The sequence below is a fragment of the Rhizobium sp. SL42 genome (assembly GCF_021729845.1).
Lineage (GTDB): Bacteria > Pseudomonadota > Alphaproteobacteria > Rhizobiales > Rhizobiaceae > Allorhizobium.
The window spans coordinates 3,263,465-3,286,804 of the sequence record NZ_CP063397.1; the positions used below are offsets into that span (position 1 = coordinate 3,263,465).

Consider the following 23,340-nt stretch of genomic DNA (forward strand, 5'->3'; position numbering starts at 1 on the left):
GGATATCAAGCGGCCCGGATCAGATCCGGGCCGTTTTCATGTCATGACGGACCCGGTGCAGAAACCGCGCGCACAACAGCACGGACGAACTCGTCAGACCGACCAGAAAGCCGATCCAGATGCCGATGCCACCGAGACCAAGCGGGAATGCCAGGACCCAGGCCAGCAGGAAGCCGATCGGCCAGTAGGAAATCAGTGCCAGGATCATCGGCACACGCGCATCTTTGAGCCCTCGCAGCAGACCGCTGGCAACCGCCTGCACGCCGTCGACAAGCTGGAAGATCCCCGCGATCGCGATCAGCGGTCCAGCGTAGCTCAGAACTGCGGCAGCATCGGCGGTATTCTTGTTGATGAACGCGCTGCCAAGCAGATGCGGGATCGCCATGAACAGGATGCCGCCGGCAAGCGAGATGACGCTGGCAAGCGCCATGACCGCGACAGCGGCCCGCATGAGTTCCGGATAGTTCCCGCGTCCATGCGCCAGTCCGACGCGCACGGTTGCAGCCTGCGACAGACCAAGCGGGATCATGAATGCGATAGACGCAAGCTGCAGGGCAATGCCGTGGGCCGCCAGCTCGATCGTGCCGATGCGACCCATCAGCAGCGATGCCGCGGTGAAAAGGCTGACTTCGGCAAGAACGGTGACACTGATCGGTACGCCGAGCATCACGACCTCGCGGAAGGCATGCCAGTCGGGCCGCCAGAAGCGGACGAACAGCTCATAGGCGCGCGTTTCGGGCCGGGTCTGGATATAGAGCACCATGAACACGAAGCTCGACACATGCACGATCACCGCAACGATTGCAGCACCCGTCATGCCGAGGGCCGGCAGCCCGAAATGGCCAAGCACGAGCGCATAGGCAAGGATTGCGTTCATCACCAGCATCACCAGAGTGACATACAGAATGATCCCTGCCCTGCCTGTCGCACTCACCAGGGCGCGCAGGACCGCAAACAACAGCGCCGGCAAAAGGCCAAGCTGGATGATCTGCACATAGTTGGCTGCCAGCGTCGCCACTTCGGGCTTCTGGCCGAGCGCCAGCAGGATGGCTTCCGCATTGTAAAACAGCGGCGCCGTCAGCAGCGTGTAGAGGATCGACACCCACATGCCCATGCGGATGGAACGGCGCACGGACACGACGTCGCCGCGGCCATAGGCCTGCGCAACCATCGGCACGACGGCGATCGAAAAACCGGAGCCGAAAACGAAGATTGTAAAGAAGAACTGCCCGGCAAGCACCATCGCCGCCAGCGCCTGGGCGCCGAGCTGTCCGACGATCACCACATCGGTCGTGTGAATGGCCAACTGTGCCAGCTGCGACCCGATCAGCGGAATCCCCAGCGCGAATGTCGCACGGAAATGCGACTTCCAGCTGCCGCCGGCATCCTGTGCGGCAAGGGATCGGACGAATTGTTGCATGACATATATCCAAGACGAAAAAAGCCGCTTCCAGTTTTGGCTGGCAAGCGGCGCTTCGCCTTGACTAGTTGATGAAATTTTAGACCGCAAGCCTAAATACCGATCAAGAAGTATTATTGGTCGGATCATCAATCTGATTGATGCCTGGCCAGCACCAACGGTTGCGCAAAGGCATGCCATCGCGCGCTTCAAGTGCCCGCACCCTCAATCACCAGCCATATCGAGGAAATCACGAACGCGTGATATTTAACTTGACTCATTTTGTCTTGTTTGACTAGTTTCGCGCCAACGGTGCCGGGGCGGGAGACCGGCCTCGTCGGGGACATGGTCAGACAAGGATTGAAAACATGGTGGGTAGACAGGTCGGGTTGCGGATGTTCGCAAGGCAATTGATTGCGAGCAGTGCCATTGCGACGGTTTCGCTGGCAACTGGGGGCATGGCGCGGGCACAGGACAGCGTCGCGGATGATGCGACCCAACTGCAAACGATCGTTGTCGATGGAAAATCTGATCGTCCGGTCGGTCCGGACACAACGATCGTCGGCAAGAACTCCGCAACCGGCACAAAGACCGATACCCCTGTGATCGACGTTCCGGCCTCGGTCTCGGTGATCACGCAGAAGGAACTGGAGCGCCGCCATGTCGACAGCCTGCAGCAGGCAGTCGCCTACACGTCGAGCGTCTTCACCGACGAATTCGGCAGCGATGACCGCTACGACTACATCCGTATCCGCGGCTTCGATCAGACGACGCTCGGCACCTATCGCGACGGGCTGGCCGCACGCATCCCCGCATGGTTCACTGCCAGCCGTCTCGAGCCCTACGGGCTTCAACGCGTCGAGGTGCTGAAAGGATCGACATCGACACTCTTCGGCCTCAATGGCCCGGGCGGCTTGGTCAACGCGATCACCAAGCGCCCACAGGACGAAAAGCACGGCGAGGTCTACACCTCCCTTGGCGACGGCACGAAGGAAGTCGGCGCAGACTTCGGCGGACCGCTCGACGCCGATGGCGTCTGGAGTTATCGCCTGACAACGCTTCTGAAAGACGGCGACCTCGGATGGGATTATTCCAAGGACGACCGCATCTATGTCGCGCCAGCCCTGACCATCAAGCCGCAGGAGGGCACGTCGCTGACCATCCTGACAGACTACTACAAACGGGATGGAACAGGTGCGCGCGGTTTTCCGACCGGTGCCGATATCGACATCGATACATTCCTCGGCGAGCCTGAATTCAACCGCTTCAACACCGAGCAGTTCGATTTCGGCTACCAGTTCGAGCACGAATTCAACGACAGCCTCACCTTCCGCTCGAATGCGCGCTATACGCATCTGAGCCTCGACTATGCAGAGGTCTACGGCGCGTCGACCGACCCGACAGCCGACCGCACGGCGTTCTCGGTCGACGGCATGTCGAACCGATACGCCTTCGACAACCAGCTACAATATGACACCAGCTGGAACGGGATCGATAGCAAGACATTGCTCGGCATCGACTACACCGACGACAACACCGACGAAGAGATCTTCTACGGCACAGCCGACGGCATCGACATCAACAACCCGGTCTATTGCGGTCTCTCATGCATTGACCCCGGATCCGACCCTTGGGTGGACTGGAAGGTCAGGCAGAAAGCGCTCGGCATCTACGCTCAGGAACAGTTGACCTTCGACGACCGCTGGATCGTCACGCTCGGTGGACGCTGGGATCACGTGAACACGGTCGCGGACTATTTCAACACGGGACTACAGGACGACGATACGGCTTCCGCCTTCACCAAGCGGGCGGGCCTGAGCTACAAGTTCACACCGGATTTTGCCGCCTATGCCAACTATTCGGAGAGCTTCCAGCCACTCGTGACGCCGACCGGCAACGGTTATGCGGTTGAAGGCACACTCAAGCCTCAAAAGGGCGAGCAATATGAAGTGGGCGTCAAGTACAAGCCGGAAGGCTTCGATGCGCTGTTCACGGCGGCCCTCTTCGACCTCACCCAGACCAACGTGCCGAGCAATGTGAGCCCCACGGTCCAGAGGCAGATCGGCAAGGTTGGCGTCCGTGGCCTCGAGCTTGAGGGCAAGGCTGCCATTGCGGACAACCTCAACCTTACTCTGGCCTATTCCTACTGGGACGCGGAGATCCTCGAGGCTGGCTCGACGAGCGGCAATATCGGCAACAGGCCGCAACGCGTCCCTCGCCACCTTGCCTCGGCCTGGCTTGACTATACGTTCCTCGGAGAGGGCGATCGCGGCGACCTGACCGTCGGCGGCGGCGTACGTTATGTCGGACCGTCCTACGGCGACGACGCCAACACCGTTTCGGTCGGCGGTTATGCCCTGTTCGATGCCATGGCCTCTTACAAGGTCACCAAGGACGTGACCCTGTCGGTGAACGCGACAAACCTGTTCGACAAGAAATACGTCTCATCGTCCTACTACGGCACGGAATATTACGGGGACCGCCGCAAGATTGTCGGCACGCTCAAATATACTTGGTGAGAGCTCCGACCAACGGCCGTCTTCGATTTCAAAGCTGCAAGGATCGGACCAACCGATCCTTGCAGCACAACCGCTTTCCAGCCAGCGGCGGGAACAAAGTCAGGCCTGCTCGGCCCCTCGACCCTCGGCGCGAACAAAATCGACGAAGGCGCGAAGCGGCGCCGGCATGTATTTGCGGCTGTGGTAGTAGAGGAAAGGTCCGGAAAACGCTTCTTCCCATTCCGGCAGGATCTGCACAAGCTCACCCGATGCAAGGGCTTCCCGCAGGAAATCCTCGAACGTGAAAATCATGCCCAGCCCGGCTTTGGCCGCGGCTATCTCCATGTCGATGGAATCGGCGATCATCCGTGCCACCGGAGTGACGGACACGATCTCTTCGCCCCGCTCGAAGGCCCAGGCCTGCATACGTCCACTGGAAAAGCGGTGCAGGATGGCGGGGTGATCGACAAGCTCGCGAGGGTGCTGCGGCGCGCCGTGAAGCGCGATATAGGCCGGCGATGCGGCCCCCACATACCGCTGTCGGCGTGGTCCGATGGGAATCGCGATCATGTCCTGCTGCAGTGATTCCTCGTACCGGATGCCGGCATCAAATCCCTGCGCCAGCACATCGACCAGCGCGTCATTGCTTGTCACTTCAAGGATGATCTCCGGGTAAAGCTTCAGAAACCGGCTGATGATGTCCGGCAGCACGCAGCGCGCCACGATGCCTGTACGTTCAAGCGCAACCGCCCCGCCGGCCGCTCCCGCACGCTGTTCAACCCGTCGAGTGCAGCCTCGATTTCGCCTAATGTCGGAGCCAGCCGATCAAGCAACCGCTGTCCGGCATCGGTCAGCGTCACGCTACGCGTCGTGCGATTGAGAAGCCGGACGCCCAGCCGGGCCTCAAGGCGCCGCATCGCTTCGCTCAGCGACGACGCCGACACGCCGCGCTGCTTGCCCGCCGATCGAAAGCTTCGCAGCCTCGCAATGGCCGCGAAGGCATCAAGTTCGGCCAGGGGCAGCTCACTCATTGTTCTGATATCCAAACAACCTGTACATTAACAAACGGATTATCGCACAAAGAGCATCGAGATAGAAGCATCCCAACACCAGCCGCGCCGCTGCGGCTGGCGAAGACGGGAGAATGACAATGCAGATGATGAAACTTGGCAAGACAGGCCCCGAAGCTTCGCGCTTTGGCTTGGGATGTATGGGCATGTCCGGCATGTACGGTCCATCGGATCGCACCGAGAGCCTGGCGACGATTGACGCGGCGCTTGAAGCCGGGGTGACGCTGCTCGACACCGGCGATTTCTACGGCATGGGCCACAACGAGATGCTGCTCGGCGAGGCGTTGAAAGGCGGCAAGCGCGACAGGGCGTTGCTCAGCGTGAAATTCGGCGCCCAGCGTGATCCGGGTGGCAACTGGATCGGCTTCGACGGCCGGCCATCAGCAGTGAAAAACGCCCTCTCCTACACGCTCCAGCGTCTTGGCACCGACTATATCGACATCTATCGGCCGGCGCGCCTCGATCCGAATGTGCCGATCGAAGAGACGATCGGTGCCGTGGCCGACATGATCAAGGCCGGTTATGTGCGCCACATCGGCCTGTCCGAAGTCGGCGCGGAGACCATCCGGCGCGCGGCAGCGATCCATCCGATCGCCGACCTGCAGATCGAATATTCACTTGTCTCGCGCACCCTGGAAGACAGGATTCTGCCGGTCTGCCGCGAACTGGGAATTGCCATCACCGCCTATGGCGTCCTGTCGCGCGGCCTGATTTCCGGCCATTGGCAACCATCGCAGGGCAATGTCGCCGGAGACTTTCGCTCCCACGGACCCCGTTTCCAGGGTGACAACGAAGCCCGCAATCTGGCGCTGGCCGAAGCCCTGGGCAAGGTCGCCGCAGTAAAGGGCATGACAACGGCCCAGGCCGCCATTGCCTGGGTCATGGCACAGGGCGACGACATCATGCCGCTGATCGGCGCACGCCGCCGCGACCGGCTTGCGGAAGCGCTCGGCACTGCGGCCTTCACGCTCACGACCGCGGACCTTGCCGAAATCGAAGCGGCTGTTCCGAAAGGCTCTGCCGCCGGAAGCCGCTATGCCGAAGCGCAAATGGCGCATCTCGACAGCGAGAAGTAACCATCGTGGAAAAACCTTGCGGCCGGAACCGGTAAAGACCGGAGCCGGCCGCGATCGGCACACCATTCCTTGGGGAATATCCGATGCCCTCTTCCGTTTCCCCGGAGGCTGCGTTTAATGTGCGGCGTGTTTCCTCCATCAAGAACGGCATCTCATGTTTGAATTGATCTGGCGCGGTGTCATCATCGGTGCGGGCGCAACGGCATTGATGGACATCTGGGCGATTGTCCTGTCGCGCGTATTTGGCCAACCAAAAGCCAATTGGGCGCCGGTCGGCCGCTGGTTCTGGCATCTGAAAAACGGCACGGTCTTCCATGACAGCATTGCCAATGCCGAACCCTACAAGCACGAACTGGCACTGGGCTGGATCAGCCACTACGCCGTCGGCATTCTCTACGGCATATTGCTGGCGGTGCTGGTGGGGCCGGACTGGTTTGCAGATCCGACCTTCCTGCCCGCCTGGATCCTTGGTATCGTGACGGTCGGCGCCGGCTGGTTTCTATTGCAGCCCGGCCTGGGTATAGGCTGGGCGGCCTCCAAGACACCGAACCCGGCGAAAGTTCGCAGCCTCAATCTGGTGGCGCACACAGTTTTTGCCATCGGCCTGTGGGGAACGGCCATTTTGGCCTTCTGATCCTGCACATCGCAGGGTCATCAACGTAAATCGGCGCTCAGGTCCCGAAGGAAACCTGAACGCCGATCGTCGCTGACAAAAACCTCAGATATTGCCTGAGAATGTATCGCAGGACCCGACGCTGCCGCTATCGTAGCCTCGCTTGAACCACTTCATCCGCTGAGCCGATGTGCCGTGATTAAAGGCATCGGGCACGACATAGCCCTGGCTGCGCTTCTGTAGCGTGTCGTCGCCGATCTGCTGGGCGGCGTTCAGGGCCTCCTCCAAGTCACCGGTCGACAGGATTCCTTCCTTGTCGGCGCTCTTCGCCCAGATCCCGGCATAACAATCCGCCTGCAACTCGACAAGCACCGACATCTGGTTGGCTTCGCGTTCGCCCATCGCCTGACGCTGACGGTTGAACTCCGGCAGAACGCCGGTGAGATTTTGCACATGATGGCCGACCTCATGCGCGATAACATAGGCTTGGGCAAAATCGCCCGCCGCATCGAACTGCTGCTCGAGCTGACGGAAAAATGCGGTGTCGAGATAGACCTTTCTATCGCCTGGGCAATAGAACGGCCCGGTTGCCGACGACGCCTGGCCGCATGGCGAACTCGTTCCACCGTCGAACAATACCATTGTCGGCTTCTGATAGGTCTCGCCAGACGCCTTGAAGATACCGTCCCAGGTCGTCTCGGTCTCCGCGAGCACCGTGCGCACAAAGGCGGTCATTTCATCGTTGGCAGGCCCCGACGGCGCCTCACCGACCTGTTGTTCATAGCCCGAGCCGGAGCCGGACATGTTGCCCTCGCCCAGAACCTGCAGCATGTCGATGCCCATGGCCTTGAGGATGAAGTAGACAACAACCAGGAAGATGATCATGCCGAAGCTCAGGCCGCCACCGCGCCTGCCGCCCATGGGGATCTGGATCCCGGAGCGGCCGAAGGGGTTACGCCCCAATCCGCCGCCGCCGGAGGAATTGCCGCGGCGATCCTCGATATTGTCCGATTGGCGTCGGCCCTTCCATTCCATGCTGTCCCCTCCGAGGCTTCAATTCGCCTATTCAACGTCACATTAGGATAAAGCGTTCCATCACGCCATTGCGGTTTAGCTTTTCGCGTAGCGATATTCACCGCCGCGCGTCAGGGCGCGCTGATAAGCCGGTCGAGCCCGGATCGCCTCCATCCACCGTCTCAGCACGGCGGTATCCTGATCCTGCGCGATCGCCGACATGGCCCCTTCCACCGGAAAGCTCATGGCGATATCGGCAGCCGAAAACGCGGCGCCGGCAAACCAGCCATCACGCGCCAGCTCCGATTTCCACAGGGACAGATGGTCGGCAAACTGCGGTTCGATCAGCTTGCGGCTTACGCCATCCGAGATCATCTTCGCCACCGGCCTGATCAGGAATGGCACCTGCCGCGGGATACGGGAAAATATCAGCTTCATCACGAGCAACGGCATTGCCGATCCTTCGGCGTAATGCATCCAGTAGCGATACCGCAGCCGCTCATCGGTTCCTGCCGCTGGTCGGAAAGTATCGCCGCCGTAAGTCTCGATCAGATATTCCATGATAGCACCGCTCTCGGCGATTACCCTGCCCTCATCTTCAATCACCGGCGATTTGCCCAGCGGATGAATGGCCTTGAGGCTTGCCGGCGCGCGGTAATCCGACGTGCGCTTGTAGGTCTTGACCTCATACGCGATGCCCAGTTCCTCCAGCAGCCAGAGAATGCGATGCGCGCGGGAATTGTCGAGATAGTGAACGGTGATCATCAATGGTTTCCGGTTTCGCAGATCTGCTGACTATCTAGCGCCGGTTGCGGCAAGGTCGAGCAAAATTCGGCGCGGTGCCAAACGGCGCGATGCCGGCTGGCTCGCCGCGCATGGCCATGCCACTATCGCCCAGAACAGACTGCATCACTTTGGGAGGAGTGACCTATGAAAGCCATGCGACTGGAGGCCGTCGGCCAATTGTTCGTCCGCGAGATCGACAGGCCGAACCCCGGACCGGACGACCTTTTGGTAAGGGTTGAGGCCTGCGGCATCTGCGGCACGGATCGGCATCTCTTCCATGGCGAATTTCCCTCGACCCCGCCCGTCACCCTTGGACACGAGTTCAGCGGCATCGTCGAAGCCATGGGCACCGCCGTCACCGGCTACGCCATCGGCGACCGCATCACCGGCGATCCCAACATCGCTTGCGGCCGCTGCCCGCAATGCACTGCCGGTCGCGTCAATCTCTGCCGCAATCTGAAGGCCATCGGCATCCACCGTGATGGCGGCTTCGCCGACTACGTTCTGGTTCCACAAAGGCAGGCGTTCCTCCTGCCGCCCGGCCTCGACCCGCTGCACGGCGCCTTCTGCGAACCGCTCGCCTGCTGCCTGCACGGCATCGATATCGCCGGTATCAAGGCCGGCGCTTCCGTCGTCGTACTCGGCGGCGGCGTGATCGGCCTGTTGACAGTGCAACTGGCAAAACTGGCCGGTGCGACCACGGTGATCCTTTCCACCCGTCAGGCGTCGCGTCGCGCGCTCGCCGAGGATCTCGGCGCCACCGCGAGCGTAGACCCGACGGCGGGCGATATCATTGATCAGATTGCCGGATCGCAGGGCCTGGTCCCCGGCGGTGTCGACGTTGTGATCGAATGCGCCGGCGTGGCACAGACCGTGCAACAATCATTCAGATTGGCCAAGGCAGGTGGCACGGTCGTTATTCTCGGCGTGATGCCGCAGGGGGCAAAGGTCGAGATCGAGCCCTTCGACATCCTGTTTCGCGAGTTGCGCGTCCTCGGGTCCTTCATCAACCCCTTCGTCCATCGCCGCGCCGCCGATCTGGTCGCAACAGGCTCGATCGAGATCGACAGACTGATCTCGCGGAAGGTCTCCCTCGAAGAAGCCGCCTTGGTCGTCACGCATCCACCGGCGCCCGGTGAGGTCAAGGTCATGGTCGTGCCGGGTCTTGGCGCGGGATCATAACGAGCGGCAACAGCTAGCATGCCCCAACTGACCGGCGGCACGCATGAGGGCTTCAACCTGCCCCTCGGCGATGATGCTGCGCTACGCAGCGTCGCAGCCAGATGTTAGCGGCCGTCAATCGGATCTGCGAGTGAATGCGGAGCAAACACAAGCAGTTCCTCGAAATGGTTCATGTCCTCGAAACTGCAGAAAGCCGGCGGATTGAATTCGAGGACCGGGACCTGATCGGCGATCTCAAGAACGATGTCCTCAAGGAAAGGTTGCCAGCGCAGGATTGCCTGATCGTCGAACCGCTCCATCAGATAGGCAAAGGTGATATGAAACGCGTAGGTCTCGTGATCCGGATGGCGATAGCCAAGCAGGTCGGCGAGACGATTGCGCCACGCTTTCAACGCGAGCCTGTCTTCACCCGTCACTCCCTCCAGCGTCAATCCGATCGGCGTTGCCTTGGTCACCTCGACCTCGAAGGGGTTGCATGGCTCGAATCCGACCAGACGATCGAGGAAGATCGCGGTCATGTCCTCGATCGGCGTATGTAATGGCACATCGGCCGGCCAGAACGGCAGGCAGCGGCGATGTTCGATGATGCCCTGGAAAAGCGTCATGTGCAGGCTCGATGGCGGCGTAAACGCCAATTGCCTTGCTTCCGGCATGCCGAGATAGCGGTCGCGGGCGGCAAGAATCGCGGCTTCGGTTTCGGAACCGACGGGAAGATGGCACACCACCGTATTGCCGGGCTCGGGCAGAAAGCGGCCAGCCGTATTGTAGCGTGTACCAAGATGAGGGATCGGGCCGGGTGTATGAAATTGTGAAAAGGAATGGAGGTACGGCAGAAGATTTTCGATCGGCATTTCGGCGTCCTGTCAGGAAAGAAGCCTCTCCTAGCTTCGGCCCGCGAAACCTGTGTGACAGAGCATCGACAATAGGCCAATCGGCAGACAAAAACCGCCCTCCCCAACTTTCCTGCAAAGCCTTCATTTATGGGGTTCCGCTCGACAAAAACTTTCCCTATAAGCCGCTTCTAGCCTGAAAAGACCATCTATCTGCGCCCGGCCGGTGACCTGATCACCTTGGCCGGTTTTTCGCGCAGGTCACAGAACGGATAGAGCCATGCCCAAGCGCCAAGATATCAAGTCCATCCTCATCATCGGCGCGGGGCCGATTGTCATTGGCCAGGCATGCGAATTCGACTATTCCGGCACTCAAGCCGTGAAGGCGCTGAAGGAAGAGGGTTACCGGGTCATTCTGGTCAATTCCAACCCGGCCACCATCATGACCGATCCGGGCCTCGCCGACGCGACTTACGTCGAGCCGATCACGCCTGAGGTCGTCGCCAAGATCATCGCCAAGGAACGCCCCGACGCACTTCTGCCGACCATGGGCGGCCAGACGGCGCTCAACACAGCACTGTCCCTGAAGAGGATGGGCGTGCTCGACCGCTACAATGTCGAGATGATCGGCGCCAAGCCCGCAGCGATCGACATGGCCGAAGACCGCGCCCTGTTCCGCGAAGCCATGACCCGCATTGGCTTGGAAACGCCGAAGTCGATGCTGGCCAATGCCACAGAGATCAAGGATGCCGACCGCAAGACCCACGAGGCTGCCCGCGCCGAACTGAAGACGAAGCTGTCCGGCGCAGAACTCGACAAGGCGCTCGACGAGCTGGAAAACCAGTGGAACCTCGGCGAGACCGACCGCAAGCAGCGCTACATGAGCCACGCCATGGCGATCGCCGCCCAGGCGCTCGACGTCGTCGGCCTGCCGGCCATCATCCGCCCCTCCTTCACCATGGGCGGCACCGGCGGCGGCATTGCCTACAACCGCTCGGAATTCTACGAGATCATCAATTCCGGTCTCGACGCCTCCCCGACGACCGAAGTCCTGATCGAGGAATCGGTTCTCGGCTGGAAGGAATATGAAATGGAAGTCGTCCGCGACAAGGCGGACAACTGCATCATCATCTGCTCGATCGAAAACATCGATCCGATGGGCGTACACACCGGTGACTCGATCACCGTTGCACCGGCCTTGACCTTGACGGACAAGGAATACCAGATCATGCGCAACGCCTCGATTGCGGTTCTGCGCGAGATCGGCGTCGAGACCGGCGGCTCGAACGTGCAGTTCGCCGTAAATCCGGCCGATGGCCGCCTGGTCGTTATCGAAATGAACCCGCGCGTCTCGCGCTCCTCGGCACTGGCATCCAAGGCCACCGGTTTCCCGATCGCCAAGGTCGCCGCCAAGCTCGCCGTCGGTTACACGCTGGACGAACTCGACAACGACATCACCGGCGGCGCGACCCCGGCATCGTTCGAACCGTCGATCGATTACGTCGTCACCAAGATCCCGCGTTTCGCCTTCGAAAAGTTTCCCGGCGCCTCGCCGGTCCTGACCACCGCCATGAAGTCGGTCGGTGAAGTCATGGCCATCGGCCGCACCTTTGCCGAATCGCTGCAAAAGGCCCTGCGCGGCCTCGAAACCGGCCTGACCGGTCTCGACGAGATCGAGATCCCCGGCGTCGAAGGCAACGGCACCAGCGGCGACGACAAGAACGCCATCCGCGCCGCCATCGGCACGCCGACCCCGGACCGCCTGCGCATGGTCGCCCAGGCCCTGCGTTTCGGCATGACCGAAAAGGAGGTGCATGACGGCTCCAAGATCGACCCCTGGTTCATCGCCCAGTTCAAGGCGATCATCGACATGGAAGCCCGCATCCGTGAACACGGCCTGCCGGCAGACGCCGAAAACCTGCGTACGCTGAAGTCGATGGGCTTCTCCGACGCCCGTCTCGCCTCGCTGTCTGGCAAGCGCCCGAAGGAAGTGGCGGAACTGCGCAACAGCCTGAACGTCCGCCCGGTCTTCAAGCGCATCGACACCTGCGCTGCCGAATTCGCCTCGCCGACCGCCTATATGTATTCCAGCTACGAGACACCTTTCGTCGGTGAACTGCGCTCGGAAGCCCAGGTTTCCGACCGCAAGAAGGTCGTCATCCTTGGCGGCGGTCCGAACCGCATCGGCCAGGGCATCGAGTTCGACTACTGCTGCTGCCACGCGGCCTTCGCTCTGAAGGATGCAGGTTTTGAAGCGATCATGATCAACTGCAACCCGGAGACCGTGTCGACCGACTACGACACCTCCGACCGCCTCTATTTCGAGCCGCTGACGGCCGAAGACGTGATCGAGATCCTCCGTGCCGAGCAGGAAAAGGGCGAAGTCGTCGGCGTCATCGTCCAGTTCGGCGGCCAGACCCCGCTGAAGCTTGCAGAAGCGCTGGAAAAGAACGGCATCCCGATCCTCGGCACAGCACCCGACATGATCGATCTGGCCGAAGACCGCGACCGCTTCCAGAAGCTCCTGATGAAGCTCGATCTCACCCAGCCGAACAACGGCATTGCCTATTCGGTCGAGCAGGCCCGCCTGGTCGCAACCGAAATCGGCTTCCCGCTGGTCGTTCGCCCATCCTACGTGCTCGGCGGCCGCGCCATGCAGATCATCCACAATGAGAGCATGCTGCAGTCCTACTTGCTCGACACCGTTCCGGGCCTGGTGCCGGAAGACATCAAGCAGCGCTATCCGAACGACAAGACCGGCCAGATCAACACCCTGCTTGGCAAGAACCCGCTTCTGTTCGACAGCTACCTGACCAATGCCATCGAAGTCGATGTCGACGCGCTTTGCGACGGCGAAAACGTCTTCGTCTCCGGCATCATGGAGCATATCGAGGAAGCTGGCATCCATTCGGGTGACAGTGCCTGCTCGCTGCCCTCCCGATCGCTCTCCAAGGCAACACTCGACGAACTGGAACGCCAGACGGCGGCCATGGCCAAGGCGCTCAATGTCGGCGGCCTGATGAACGTCCAGTACGCCATCAAGGACGACGTGATCTACGTGCTCGAAGTCAACCCGCGCGCCTCGCGCACGGTGCCCTTCGTCGCCAAGACCATCGGCGCGCCGATCGCCAAGATCGCCGCCCGTATCATGACCGGCGAAAAGCTCGACGCCGCCATCGCCGCCTATGGTGAAAAGCCGGAGCCGCGCAACCTCAAGCACATCGCCGTCAAGGAAGCCGTCTTCCCCTTCGCCCGTTTCCCCGGCGTCGACACGCTGCTTGGGCCCGAAATGCGCTCGACCGGCGAAGTCATCGGCCTCGACACCGACTTTGCGCTGGCGTTTGCCAAGAGCCAGCTCGGCGCCAGTGTCGAACTGCCGCGCGACGGCACCGTCTTCGTCTCCGTCCGTGATGAGGACAAGGTCCGCGTTCTCCCCGCCATCATGATCCTCACCCAGATCGGCTTCAAGGTCATGGCGACCGGCGGCACCCAGCGTTTCCTCGCTGAAAACGACATCCCGGCGATCAAGATCAACAAGGTGCTCGAGGGCCGTCCGCATATCGAGGACGCCATCCGCAACCGCCAGGTCCAGCTCGTCATCAACACGACCGACGGAAACAAGGCGATCTCCGATTCGAAGTCGCTGCGCCGCGCCGCCCTGATGCAGAAGGTGCCCTACTACACGACGATGGCCGGCGCGCTCGCCGCTGCCGAAGCCATCAGGGCCCTGAAGCAAGGCCAGCTCGAAGTCCGTCCGCTGCAGAGCTACTTCTGAGCGGACACCCATGTCGAAGCCGCTCCATTTCACCGCCCATTCGCAGACGGTGATCGTGGAGCGGCAAATCGATAGGACGTGGGTCGAGCGGACCGTCCATGAGCCCGATTGGCGCGAACTGGATCCGTCCGGTCCGCCGACGGAAAGACGCTATCGTCGCATCCCCGAATGCGGCGGCAGGATTTTGCGGGTAATCTGCTTGGAAACAGACACTGAAATCCGTATCATAACGGCGTTCCTGGACCGGAAGGCGAGGATTCCGCAATGAAGCCGAAGCTCGAATACGATGCAGCAGCCGATGCTGCCTATATCCGCTTCTCCAGCGAGCCTGTGCTCGAGACCGAAGAGGTTTCGGAAGGCATCATGCTCGACTATGATCGCGACGGCCGCATCGTCGGGCTCGAAGTCCTGAATGCCCGCGCCAACCTGCCGGCGGCGGCGCTTGAAGACGCCGCCTGAGCAACACTGCCCGCCTCCCTGCTCACGCCTTTGAGATCTCCGTGGCTGCCACGCGACGAGTCGTTGACTTCCCTCGTTGATCATTGTATTTATCCAATCGGTTAATTAACCAATCGGATAATCAATGTCGCTGGACCCGCTCTCAGAAACACTCTTCGCCCTGGCGGACCCCACGCGCCGGGCGATCCTGGCTCGCCTGTCAAAGGGAGAAGCGACGGTCAACGAGCTGGCGGCTCCCTTCGACATGAGCCTGCCGGCCGTCTCCAAGCATCTGAAGGTGCTGGAACGTGCCCGGCTGATCTCGCGCGGCCGCACCGCCCAATGGCGCCCCTGCCGGCTTGAGCCGGAACCTTTGAGGGCTGTCGACGGTTGGCTCGGAGATTATCGCAAACTTTGGGAACATCGCCTCGACCGCCTGGAGGACTACCTTGTAAGGCTCCAGTCCGAAGCAAGAGACAAGGGGGCAAGTGACATGGAGGAACGAGATGACTGACAAGATGGAAATCCTCAACGACCGCCTGTTCGCGGTCGATCCGCAAACCTTGTTCGACGCCTTCGCCGATCCGCAGAAACTCAAGCAATGGTGGGGACCTCACGGCTTCACCAACAGGATCGACGAATTCGACTTCCGCGAAGGTGGCAGCTGGCGCATCACCATGACGGCCTCCAACGGCACGGACTTCGACAACCATTCGACCTTTGAGGAGATCGTCCCGACCCGCAGTATCGCCTTCCTGCATCACGAGCCGATGCACGTTTATACGATGGAAATGACCTTTTCGCCGGAAAGCGACGGCACGCGGCTCCATTGGCGCATGCTGTTCGAGCCGACGGAGGAAAATCGCGAGCTCGAAAAATTCATCACCGCCGCCAACGAACAGAATTTCGACCGCCTGGAACAGGTGCTCGACCAGCACGCCGGAGCGCTATGACATGCCCCTCCAACTGGACCCCGCGCGCATCATAGAGGTCGACCGCCTCGTCGGCGCGCCGATCGATTTCGTCTTCACGATGTTCACCGAACCCGGCCATATCGACCAGTGGTGGGGCCCGGACGGGTTTCGCAACGAGACCCACGAGATGGACTTCGCCGTCGGCGGTCTCTGGCGCTATACGATGCATGGCCCGGATGGCAAGGACTGGCCGAACTGGATCCGCTACCAGGACATCACGCCCCCGACCCGCATCGCCTATCAGCATGGCGGCGATATGGGCGAACCGGCCCATTTCGACGGCGTCATCACCCTGCAGCCGGAAGGCGACCGCACCCGCGTCACCATCACGCTGATCTTCCCGAGCCCCGAAGCACGCGACGCGACGATCAAGTTCGGTGCCGTGGAAGGCGGAAGGCAAACCCTGGCCCGCCTGGATGCCTATGCAGGCGACCAACAGAAACGGGTCTGAACGACGCCTGCGCCATGCCGTTTTGCCGAACGTTCGGATTTGACGCTTGCCAATTCTGAGAAATCGCGGAAATCTCCGCCAGCCTTTGGGGGAGACGACATGGAAGTGCCAAACCGGATCGCTGAACGTGCGACGCGCCGCGAATGGATCGGCCTTCTGATCCTATCCATCGCCTGCCTGATCTATTCCATGGACCTCTCGGTCCTGTTTCTCGCCATGCCGGCCATCGTCGCCGATCTCGATCCATCGGCAACCCAACTCCTCTGGATCAACGACATCTACGGCTTCATGGTCGCCGGCTTTCTCGTCACGATGGGCACGCTCGGCGACCGGATCGGTCGCCGCAAGGTGCTGCTCATCGGTGCCTTCTTCTTTGCCGTCGCCTCGGCCTTTGCCGCCTTCGCCACGACGGCCGACATGCTGATCGTCGCCCGCGCCCTTCTCGGCATTGCCGGTGCAACCATCGCGCCCTCGACGCTATCGCTCGTCGTCAACCTGTTTCGCGACGAGAGCGAGCGCAACCGCGCCATCAGCATCTGGGGCACCGCCTTTGCGCTTGGCGGCCTTGTCGGCCCGCTGATCGGCGGCGTGCTTCTGGAATATTTCCACTGGGGTTCTGTATTCCTGATCAATGTACCGATCATGGCGCTGCTGCTCGCCACCGCGCCCTTCCTGTTGCCAGAATATCGCGACGAGCAGGCGTCCGGCATCGACCTTTTTAGCGTTGGCCTGTCGCTTTTGACTGTGCTGCCGATCATCTACGGTTTCAAGAAAATGGCGGCCGATGGTTTTCACCTGCACCAGCTGGCGCCGATTGCAGTCGGCATACTGGTCGGCTTTCTTTTCGTCCGCAGGCAGAAAACCCTCGCCCACCCGCTGATTGACCTGGCCTTGTTCAAGATCCCGGCTTTTACGGCCTCTCTCCTGGTCAACCTGTCCGGGGTCTTCTTCATCTTGGGTATCTTTCTCTTCCAGAACCTCTTTCTGCAGCTGGTCATTGGGCTGACGCCGCTGGAGGCCGCTCTTTGGTCGATCCCTTCATCGCTGGTCTTCACGATCATGTCCTTCCAGGCCTGGCGCGTCACCAACCGCCTGGGATCGATCCGCACCGTCTTGCTCGGCCTCATGGTCAACGCCTTCGGCTGTGCCTGCATGGCGATCGCGGCGTATCAATCAAGCCTTGTCGGCGTGCTTTTCTCTAGCATGATCATCGGCCTCGGGTTCGTGCCGGTCATCCTGACCACCACGGGTCTGATCGTCGGCACGGCACCGCCCGAACGCGCCGGTTCTGCCTCCGCCATTTCTGAAACAAGTGCCGAGTTTGGCGGCGCCTTGGGCATTGCGGTACTGGGTAGCCTCGGAACATTCGTCTACCGCGTGGCCATGTCCAACGCTGATCTGTCCGCCCTTGACGGCCAGACCGCCCTTGCGGTCTCGTCATCGCTCGCCAGCACGGTCGAGATAGCAAAGGCGCTCGGTGGCCCTGCCCCCGAATGGCTTGTCGACGCCCGGGCCAGCTACGCCCTCGGCTTTGCCATCTGTTGCGCAGTGGCAGCCGTGACGCTCCTGCTGCTCGCCGTGATCGCCAAGCGTGTCTATGACACGGCTCACCTCGACGAGAAGGCCCTTCAGGCACACTGATCGAAAACGCGACGGCTCAGCATGCATGCAGCACCTTTCGTATCGCCAGCATGTCGGCGTGGAAACGCGCGATCTCTTGCTGCCGGCGCGGCTCCTCCGGGATCCGCAGCAGATAGGAGGGATGCACCGTGACGAACAGGATCTGGTCGTTGGCCAGCGCAAGCGGATGACCACGAACGTCCTCAAGCGCCTGGCGTTCACCCGTCAGGGCGAAATAGGCGCTACCGCCCATCGCGACGACAATCTTCGGCTTGACGATTTCAAGCTCACCGGCCAGCCACCAGCGGCAGTGCTCGATTTCTCCGACATTTGGTCGCTGATGGATACGGCGCTTGCCGCGCATCTCGTATTTGAAATGCTTGACCGCATTGGTCACATAAGTCTGTTCACGCGTGATCCCGGCTGACGCAAGGGCATGGTCGAACACCTTGCCGGCCGGCCCGACAAACACGCGGCCAGCCAGATCCTCTTGATCGCCGGGCTGCTCACCGACGAACATCAAGGCAGCACCGATCGGCCCCTCGCCGAACACGGTCTGCGTGGCATGGCAATGCAGCGGGCAGCGATCGCACGTCGCAGCGTCCCGCTTCAGGCCGGCAAGCGCATCTTGAGGCTGGCCATCCTCATCCTCCGCCCTCTCCTGCCATGCCGCTTGCAGTCTTTCATGAAAGGCCGGTGGCTGGCTGGCATTGCGCGCTGCCATCTCCGCCACCCTTTGCTCCGCATTGGCAATCAGGCCGGGAATGAGATCTGCCTCCGGCATGTTCTTCCAGTATTTCTTCGGCATCTCAGCCTGCATCGCTTTGACCTTCAACCGTGCCGGATTGAAGATATTGGCGAAATAGGTCCGCCACAGGTCATCCGTCGCGTCCTCGGCCTGTGGCCTTTCCGCAGGCTCCGCCGATATGGAGAGGCTTTGGCCGTCCCAGATCGCAGATCCCTTGGGCGTCGCGATAACCCAATCCATGTCAGTGAACCGCCTCTGAAAGAATGGTGCTGTTCGCGCTACGATGAAGTGCTCCGGCTCGAACCATGCGACAAAACACCGGCGTCCCTCCACCCGCCGGTCGGGAGCCTCTCGAAACCGAACGAAAGCCGTCATCTTGTGTGCATCGCGGCGAACGTTCTTGATCAACGCTCTCAGTTGTAGGACGTCGCGATCAGCCGCATCGCCCAGCAGGGAACGATCGGCCTGCAGCCGCCACAGAATCCGGTAAAGCAAGGCGAACCGGTCGGGTGCACAATGACAAAGCGCAGCATCCGCTGCTTCGACAAACGCTCGCGGTACACTGAAGGCTTGCGTCTGGTCGCCATTCTGGCGGTAGTTGACAGCCGCGCCGTCACCGCCGAACAGATCGTCTGCCCCTCCGGAAATGATCCACCGCACATCGTCAGGATGCACCCGAGCACTTAGAAGAGACCGCGCGGCATCACGCCATTCGTCCAGCCTGCCGCGTCCCTCCAAGGTGATAACCGGCATTATAGCAACGACAGCTGTTCTGGCTCCGGAGCGAAGACCGCACGCAGGTCGGAACGCTCCAGGCTTCTATGTGGCGACCAGCCTTCGGCGACAATGAATGGCCGGACTTTCTTGAGCACGACGCCAAGGCGCGCCAGATCCTCGAGCCTTACCGTGCGATGCCGGCGGGCCGCCAGCAGCGCTTTCACGGTTTTGGTGCCGAAACCCGGCACGCGCAACAGGCTCTCCCGATCGGCCGTATTGACGTCGACCGGGAAGTCCTGGCGATTGGCGAGCGCCCAGGCGAGTTTCGGATCAAGTTCCAGGTCGAGCATGCCATCGGCCCGCGCCGACGTGATCTCATCAACAGAGAAGCCATAAAACCGATAAAGCCAGTCAGCCTGATACAGGCGATGTTCACGCACGAGTGGCGGCTTGATCAGCGGAAGGTTACGCGAACTGTCCGGAATGGGGCTGAAAGCCGAATAGTAGACCCGCTTGAGCGAATAGCTGCTGTAGAGCCTGGCGCTTGAACCGAGGATTGTTGCGTCATTTGCCCCGTCGGCGCCCACGATCATCTGCGTGCTCTGGCCGGCAGGCACGAACCGTTTGCGCCGGCCCGTATGTGTCGCCTCGCCCGCGGCCTCGATCTTCAAACGCAGATCGCCCATCGAGCGACGGATCCCGGCCGGGCGCTTTTCCGGCGCGTAGTGTTGCATGCCTTGATCCGTCGGCAGTTCGACATTGATCGACAGGCGGTCGGCATAGAGCCCGGCCTCCTCGACCAGTCGCGCCGAAGCCTCCGGGATCGTCTTGAGATGAATGTAACCGCGAAAGCCATGCTTGATGCGCAGGTCGCGGGCAATCTGCACCATTTCGCTCATCGTGTCGTCCGAAGACCGGATGATGCCGGACGACAGAAACAGTCCTTCGATATAGTTGCGACGATAGAATTCGATGGTCAGCCAGACGACTTCGTCCGGCGTGAAACGCGCCCTTTCGACATTGCTCGATGACCTGTTGATGCAGTAGGCGCAGTCATAGATGCAGAAGTTGGTCAGCAGGATCTTCAGCAGCGAAATGCAGCGTCCGTCGGGCGCATAGGCGTGGCAGATACCCGAACCTTCGGATGATCCCAGCCCACCGCTTAACGAAGAATCGCGGCGCGTCGTGCCGCTGGAAGCGCATGAAGCATCATATTTCGCCGCATCCGACAAAATCGCGAGACGCTCTTTAAGAGATTTCTTCATAAGAATGTTCACTATATGTTCTTGCCGGACTCGTCAACAAGCAACAAGGATCGAACCATTCGCGGGTGGCGCAACATCGCAGATCCCACACATCGACAGGCGCCAATTTTCACCGCCTGAAATTGAGGCCCTAACGCCCGCTCAACCCAATCAGTGACAGTTTCGATGATGCCGAAATCAGCGCTTCGGATTCTGGACGGATTAAATATATGCTTTCTTATCATGAACTTAATTTGAGATCATGAGCAGGAAACACACCCCACGGACCCCACCTGTCGAAATGTCTGGAAATTGCGTCAGGCAATCTGCTATAGTTGGCTCAAATTTGATTTGTGACACGGTTCCGTAGCTTTGCTTCGGAACCTGTTTTCTTTTGTGCCCGCGTTCGCGGTTAAAAAGACCAAAGGAAGAGGTAATGGTAGATAAAGTACCGATGACGCAAAGCGGCTTCGTCAAGCTGAACGAAGAGCTTCGCTGGCGCCAGCAGGAAGAGCGTCCCCGCATCATCGAGGCAATCGCGGAAGCGCGCGCCCATGGCGACCTCTCCGAAAACGCGGAATACCACGCGGCCAAGGAAGCCCAGAGCCACAATGAAGGTCGGGTCGGCGAACTGGAAGACCTGATTGCCCGCGCCGAGGTCATCGACCTGTCGAAGATGTCTGGTTCGAAGATTAAGTTCGGCGCCACCGTCAAGTTGGTCGACGAAGACACGGAAGAAGAAAAGACCTACCAGATCGTCGGCGACCAGGAAGCCGACGTTAAGGCTGGCCGCATTTCCATCTCTTCGCCGATTGCCCGTGCGCTGATCGGCAAGGAAGTTGGCGACAATATCGAGGTGGTGGCGCCTGGCGGCTCCAAGGCTTACGAAATTCTCGCCGTTCAGTGGGGCTGAGCACCCAGGAGAGGCATGTGGCATCCGAACCGACAACCTACGTGGATCCATCCGAGATCCGCGTGATTGCGCCAAACTTCAAGCAGCGTCTTTCGGGCGTCACCTCGACGATCATCCAGCTGGTACCGGTTCAAAACAGGCTCGATCACCGCGTTGCGGTGATCGGCCCTGGTTTGCCGCAGCACCTTCCGCATATCCGCTTCTCCGATCTTTGGAAGCTCTGGCGGAGGCCTAAAGGCGGTAAAGTCCGCGTCTGGCATGCCCGCCGCAACATCGAGATGTTGCCCGGCCTCGTGCTCAGGGATCTCTTCCGGATGCCGCTGAAGCTCGTCTTCACCTCCGCCTCGCAGCGGAAGCATTCCCGCTGGACCAAGTTTCTGATCTCGCGCATGGATGCCGTGGTGGCGACAAGCGCCAAGACGTCGAGCTACCTCACGGTCCCCAACACCGTCGTCATGCATGGCATTGACGAGCAACGCTTTCGGCCCGCGGCCGACAAGCTAGCCGCCAAGCAGAGCCTTGGCCTTGCGCCTCAGCACAAGCATGTCGGCTGCTTCGGACGGGTACGCCATCAGAAGGGCACCGACCTTTTCGTCGACGCCATGATCGAACTTTTGCCGACCCGGCCGGACTGGATCGCGGTGATCGCTGGCCGAGCGACTGCCAAGCATTTGGATTTCGAGCGCGGCCTCAAGGACAAGGTCCGCGCGGCGGGTCTTCAGGACCGTATTCTGTTTGTCGGCGAACATACCAACATCAACGACTGGTACCGCGCCCTCGATCTGTTCATCGCGCCGCAACGCTGGGAAGGCTTCGGCCTGACCCCTCTTGAGGCCATGGCCTCCGGAGTTCCGGTGATTGCGACCGATGTCGGCGCATTCCGGGAACTGATCGCGACTGGCGAAAACGAGACCGGCGTGGTTCTGACAGACATCAGCCCGACGAGCATGGCCAATGCGGCAAGCCTCCTGATGGATGATGAAGAACGAAGGCGCGCAGCAGGTCGCCGTGCAATCGAACGAACCCATGCCACCTTCTCCATCGAGGGTGAAGCGCGGGGCTTGCAGCGCATTTACGACAGGCTTTCACGCGCGGACGGCTGAACTGGCCACGACCGATGCACCGCAAGCAACGTCATCAATCAAGAGCGACAAGACACGCCCATGAACTTGCCAACTTCCGCCGCCTCTCCGGTGAATGTGATCTGCATGAAATGGGGCACACTTTACGGCCCTGAATATGTAAACAATCTCCGCCGCGGCGTGCAGCGGAACCTGAAGCGACCGCATCGCTTCGTCTGCTTCACAGATGACTCTTCCGGACTGGACGCAGACGTGGAGACAGCCCCCCTTCCCGCCTTGAAGATGCGCGACGGAGAAACCGACACGCGCTGGAGAAAGCTGTCGGTATTCGCCGGAGACCTTGCCGGCCTGTCGGGGCCAACGCTTTTCCTCGATCTTGACCTCGTCGTCGTCGGCGGTCTCGATGCATTGTTTGACATGCCGGGCGAGTTCCTCGTCATTCGCGACGATGATCTGTTCCGCACCAAGCCCTTCCGTTGGCTCAATCGCAAGCGCGACGCATTCCTCGCGATGGTCGGCAACAGCTCCGTCTTCCGCTACGAATTCGGTGCCCATACCGACGTGCTGGATGACTATCTGGCCGACCCGGCGCAGGCCGCCATTGACTATGAGCACGAGCAGCAATTCCTCAGCGATCACATGTTCCGTGCCGGCAAGCTGCGCTACTGGCCGCGCGCCTGGTGCGTCAGCTTCAAGAATGATTGCGTTCCCGCCAATATTGCGAGCTACTGGCGCGCACCGTCGCTTCCGGCCGACGCTCGGATCGTGGTTTTTGCCGGCAATCCGAAAATGGGCGAGGCGCTGAATGGCGGCGGACAGAAATGGTATCGCCGCATTGGTGACGTCAGCTGGTTGCGCAAGGCCTGGTACGGCTCGTAACCAAAGGAAGGACAGGCGTCGCGTGGCTTGT

General features: G+C 60.8%; 20 protein-coding genes and 1 pseudogene. 14 read left to right on the top strand and 7 right to left on the bottom strand.

Going from position 1 to position 23,340, the window contains the following annotated elements; all coding sequences use genetic code 11:
* Positions 1-19: 19 nt before the first annotated feature.
* Positions 20-1,420 carry an MATE family efflux transporter gene (locus IM739_RS15390; protein WP_237368575.1) on the bottom strand — a complete coding sequence of 467 codons (1,401 nt, stop codon included), beginning with the start codon at positions 1,418-1,420 and terminating at the stop codon, positions 20-22.
* Between the two features lie 347 nt (positions 1,421-1,767).
* On the opposite strand from IM739_RS15390, the gene IM739_RS15395 reads away from it, so the two are divergent.
* Entirely contained in the window at positions 1,768-3,918 is a 2,151-nt protein-coding gene (locus tag IM739_RS15395) for a TonB-dependent siderophore receptor (protein WP_237368576.1), read from the top strand.
* Between the two features lie 99 nt (positions 3,919-4,017).
* Here IM739_RS15395 and IM739_RS15400 read toward each other — a convergent pair.
* Positions 4,018-4,928 (bottom strand): annotated as a pseudogene (locus IM739_RS15400) (LysR family transcriptional regulator).
* Between the two features lie 119 nt (positions 4,929-5,047).
* Between IM739_RS15400 and IM739_RS15405 the strand changes: the two are divergent.
* Together IM739_RS15405 and IM739_RS15410 are read left to right on the top strand one after the other, a co-directional pair.
* On the top strand, positions 5,048-6,043 hold the full coding sequence (locus tag IM739_RS15405) for an aldo/keto reductase (RefSeq protein WP_237368577.1): 996 nt from the start codon (positions 5,048-5,050) through the stop codon (positions 6,041-6,043).
* A gap of 154 nt (positions 6,044-6,197) precedes the next feature.
* Positions 6,198-6,677 (top strand): DUF2938 domain-containing protein, encoded by a 480-nt coding sequence (locus tag IM739_RS15410; protein WP_237368578.1) that lies wholly within the window; start codon positions 6,198-6,200, stop codon positions 6,675-6,677.
* A gap of 84 nt (positions 6,678-6,761) precedes the next feature.
* On the opposite strand, the gene ypfJ is transcribed toward IM739_RS15410, so the two are convergent.
* Positions 6,762-7,691: a KPN_02809 family neutral zinc metallopeptidase gene (gene ypfJ / locus IM739_RS15415; protein ID WP_237368579.1), complete on the bottom strand. Its 930-nt coding sequence runs from the start codon at positions 7,689-7,691 to the stop codon at positions 6,762-6,764.
* Positions 7,692-7,766: 75 nt separating this feature from the next.
* Positions 7,767-8,435, bottom strand: coding sequence for a glutathione S-transferase family protein (locus tag IM739_RS15420; protein ID WP_237368580.1), 669 nt, complete (start codon positions 8,433-8,435; stop codon positions 7,767-7,769).
* Between the two features lie 165 nt (positions 8,436-8,600).
* Here IM739_RS15420 and IM739_RS15425 point away from each other — a divergent pair, with 165 nt between their 5' ends.
* Entirely contained in the window at positions 8,601-9,638 is a 1,038-nt protein-coding gene (locus tag IM739_RS15425; protein ID WP_237368581.1) for a zinc-dependent alcohol dehydrogenase family protein, read from the top strand.
* 104 nt (positions 9,639-9,742) lie between these two features.
* On the opposite strand, the gene IM739_RS15430 is transcribed toward IM739_RS15425, so the two are convergent.
* The gene (locus IM739_RS15430; RefSeq protein ID WP_237368582.1) at positions 9,743-10,489 is read right to left on the bottom strand and encodes a DUF1868 domain-containing protein; all 747 of its coding nucleotides are present in this window, start codon (positions 10,487-10,489) and stop codon (positions 9,743-9,745) included.
* Positions 10,490-10,748: 259 nt separating this feature from the next.
* Between IM739_RS15430 and carB the strand changes: the two genes are divergently transcribed.
* The 7 genes from carB to IM739_RS15465 all read left to right on the top strand — a co-directional run bounded on the left by carB (position 10,749) and on the right by IM739_RS15465 (position 17,747).
* Positions 10,749-14,243 (top strand): carbamoyl-phosphate synthase large subunit, encoded by a 3,495-nt coding sequence (carB, locus tag IM739_RS15435; protein ID WP_237368583.1) that lies wholly within the window; start codon positions 10,749-10,751, stop codon positions 14,241-14,243.
* 10 nt (positions 14,244-14,253) lie between these two features.
* Positions 14,254-14,511 (top strand): DUF4258 domain-containing protein, encoded by a 258-nt coding sequence (locus IM739_RS15440; RefSeq protein WP_237368584.1) that lies wholly within the window; start codon positions 14,254-14,256, stop codon positions 14,509-14,511.
* Positions 14,508-14,702, top strand: coding sequence for a DUF2283 domain-containing protein (locus IM739_RS15445; protein ID WP_237368585.1), 195 nt, complete (start codon positions 14,508-14,510; stop codon positions 14,700-14,702). The genes IM739_RS15440 and IM739_RS15445 overlap by 4 nt, the downstream gene beginning before the upstream one ends.
* A gap of 130 nt (positions 14,703-14,832) precedes the next feature.
* Positions 14,833-15,195 carry an ArsR/SmtB family transcription factor gene (locus tag IM739_RS15450; protein ID WP_237371089.1) on the top strand — a complete coding sequence of 121 codons (363 nt, stop codon included), beginning with the start codon at positions 14,833-14,835 and terminating at the stop codon, positions 15,193-15,195.
* Entirely contained in the window at positions 15,188-15,634 is a 447-nt protein-coding gene (locus IM739_RS15455; RefSeq protein WP_237368586.1) for an SRPBCC domain-containing protein, read from the top strand. Before IM739_RS15450 ends, IM739_RS15455 begins: the two co-directional genes overlap by 8 nt.
* 1 nt (position 15,635) lies before the next feature.
* The gene (locus IM739_RS15460; RefSeq protein ID WP_237368587.1) at positions 15,636-16,106 is read left to right on the top strand and encodes an SRPBCC family protein; all 471 of its coding nucleotides are present in this window, start codon (positions 15,636-15,638) and stop codon (positions 16,104-16,106) included.
* Positions 16,107-16,205: 99 nt separating this feature from the next.
* The gene (locus IM739_RS15465; protein ID WP_237368588.1) at positions 16,206-17,747 is read left to right on the top strand and encodes an MFS transporter; all 1,542 of its coding nucleotides are present in this window, start codon (positions 16,206-16,208) and stop codon (positions 17,745-17,747) included.
* Positions 17,748-17,763: 16 nt separating this feature from the next.
* On the opposite strand, the gene IM739_RS15470 is transcribed toward IM739_RS15465, so the two are convergent.
* Positions 17,764-19,227 (bottom strand): UdgX family uracil-DNA binding protein, encoded by a 1,464-nt coding sequence (locus tag IM739_RS15470; RefSeq protein ID WP_237368589.1) that lies wholly within the window; start codon positions 19,225-19,227, stop codon positions 17,764-17,766.
* On the bottom strand, positions 19,227-20,456 hold the full coding sequence (locus IM739_RS15475; protein WP_237368590.1) for a putative DNA modification/repair radical SAM protein: 1,230 nt from the start codon (positions 20,454-20,456) through the stop codon (positions 19,227-19,229). The genes IM739_RS15470 and IM739_RS15475 overlap by 1 nt, the downstream gene beginning before the upstream one ends.
* Positions 20,457-20,871: 415 nt before the next feature.
* Between IM739_RS15475 and greA the strand changes: the two genes are divergently transcribed.
* From greA to IM739_RS15490, 3 genes are read left to right on the top strand one after another with little or no spacing between them, the layout of a single operon-like run.
* Entirely contained in the window at positions 20,872-21,348 is a 477-nt protein-coding gene (gene greA / locus IM739_RS15480) for a transcription elongation factor GreA (protein WP_237368591.1), read from the top strand.
* Between the two features lie 17 nt (positions 21,349-21,365).
* Complete coding sequence (locus IM739_RS15485; RefSeq protein ID WP_237368592.1) at positions 21,366-22,451, top strand: glycosyltransferase family 4 protein; 1,086 nt, start codon at positions 21,366-21,368, stop codon at positions 22,449-22,451.
* Positions 22,452-22,511: 60 nt separating this feature from the next.
* Positions 22,512-23,309 (top strand): hypothetical protein, encoded by a 798-nt coding sequence (locus tag IM739_RS15490; protein WP_237368593.1) that lies wholly within the window; start codon positions 22,512-22,514, stop codon positions 23,307-23,309.
* Positions 23,310-23,340: the final 31 nt, after the last annotated feature.